The following is a 2,185-nucleotide window of genomic DNA, read 5'->3' as shown; positions in this document are numbered from 1 at the left end:
TATTGAGGAGTCTCTCAACACCCCAATCCGAAGACACCTTCGGGTTGTGAGGTTAAGCGACTAAGCGTACACGGTGGATGCCTAGGCAGTCAGAGGCGATGAAGGGCGTGCTAATCTGCGATAAGCGCCGGGAAGGGGATATGACCCGCGAGACCCGGCGATACCCGAATGGGGAAACCCAGTGCAATCCGTTGCACTATCCTGACCTGAATTCATAGGGTCAGGAGGCGAACCGGGGGAACTGAAACATCTCAGTACCCCGAGGAAAAGAAATCAACCGAGATTCCCCCAGTAGCGGCGAGCGAACGGGGAGGAGCCCAGAACCAACATCAGTGTCAGCGTCAGGAGAACGGTCTGGAAAGGCCGGCAGTAAAGGGTGATAGCCCCGTATCTGAAGACGCTGGCAGTGTGAGTTCGATGAGTAGGGCGGGACACGTGGTATCCTGTCTGAATATGGGGGGACCATCCTCCAAGGCTAAATACTCCTGACTGACCGATAGTGAACCAGTACCGTGAGGGAAAGGCGAAAAGAACCCCGGCGAGGGGAGTGAAAGAGAACCTGAAACCGTGTACGTACAAGCAGTGGGAGCACCCTTTGGGGTGTGACTGCGTACCTTTTGTATAATGGGTCAGCGACTTATATTCTGTAGCAAGGTTAACCGTATAGGGGAGCCGCAGGGAAACCGAGTCTTAACTGGGCGTTAAGTTGCAGGGTATAGACCCGAAACCCGGTGATCTAGCCATGGGCAGGTTGAAGGTTGGGTAACACTAACTGGAGGACCGAACCGACTAATGTTGAAAAATTAGCGGATGACTTGTGGCTGGGGGTGAAAGGCCAATCAAACCGGGAGATAGCTGGTTCTCCCCGAAAGCTATTTAGGTAGCGCCTCGTGAATTCATCTTCGGGGGTAGAGCACTGTTTCGGCTAGGGGGTCATCCCGACTTACCAACCCGATGCAAACTGCGAATACCGAAGAATGTTATCACGGGAGACACACGGCGGGTGCTAACGTCCGTCGTGAAGAGGGAAACAACCCAGACCGCCAGCTAAGGTCCCCAAGTCATGGTTAAGTGGGAAACGAAGTGGGAAGGCTCAGACAGCCAGGATGTTGGCTTAGAAGCAGCCATCATTTAAAGAAAGCGTAATAGCTCACTGGTCGAGTCGGCCTGCGCGGAAGATGTAACGGGGCTAAACCATGCACCGAAGCTGCGGCAGCGACACGTAAGTGTGGTTGGGTAGGGGAGCGTTCTGTAAGCCGTTGAAGGTGGCCTGTGAGGGCTGCTGGAGGTATCAGAAGTGCGAATGCTGACATAAGTAACGATAATGCGGGTGAAAAACCCGCACGCCGGAAGACCAAGGGTTCCTGTCCAACGTTAATCGGGGCAGGGTGAGTCGACCCCTAAGGCGAGGCTGAAAAGCGTAGTCGATGGGAAACAGGTTAATATTCCTGTACTTGGTGTTACTGCGAAGGGGGGACGGAGAAGGCTATGTCATCCGGGCGACGGTCGTCCCGGTTTAAGCGTGTAGGTGGGCGGTCTTGGTAAATCCGGACGGCTGATAACACTGAGGCGTGATGACGAGGCACTACGGTGCTGAAGTGACAGATGCCCGGCTTCCAGGAAAAGCCTCTAAGCTCCAGGTAACATTGAATCGTACCCCAAACCGACACAGGTGGTCAGGTAGAGAATACTCAGGCGCTTGAGAGAACTCGGGTGAAGGAACTAGGCAAAATGGTGCCGTAACTTCGGGAGAAGGCACGCTGGCAGTAGGTGAAGAAACTTGCTTTCGGAGCCGAAGCCAGTCGCAGATACCAGCTGGCTGCAACTGTTTAATAAAAACACAGCACTGTGCAAACACGAAAGTGGACGTATACGGTGTGACGCCTGCCCGGTGCTGGAAGGTTAATTGATGGGGTTATCCGTAAGGAGAAGCTCTTGATCGAAGCCCCAGTAAACGGCGGCCGTAACTATAACGGTCCTAAGGTAGCGAAATTCCTTGTCGGGTAAGTTCCGACCTGCACGAATGGCGTAATGATGGCCAGGCTGTCTCCACCCGAGACTCAGTGAAATTGAACTCGCTGTGAAGATGCAGTGTACCCGCGGCAAGACGGAAAGACCCCGTGAACCTTTACTATAGCTTGACACTGAACACTGGTCCTTGATGTGTAGGATAGGTGGGAGGCTA

1 rRNA gene is annotated in these 2,185 nt (G+C 53.8%); it reads left to right on the top strand.

The annotated features are described in order from the left end of the window. Nucleotides 1–50 precede the first annotated feature (50 nt). Nucleotides 51–2,185 (top strand): 23S ribosomal RNA (locus AACX68_RS06340); the annotation flags it as partial.

It is taken from the genome of Xenorhabdus sp. PB61.4, from assembly GCF_963894935.1.
GTDB classification, from domain to species: Bacteria; Pseudomonadota; Gammaproteobacteria; order Enterobacterales; family Enterobacteriaceae; genus Xenorhabdus; species Xenorhabdus stockiae.
Note: the sequence above shows the minus strand (reverse complement) of the source record. Positions and strands in the feature narration are given on the sequence as shown.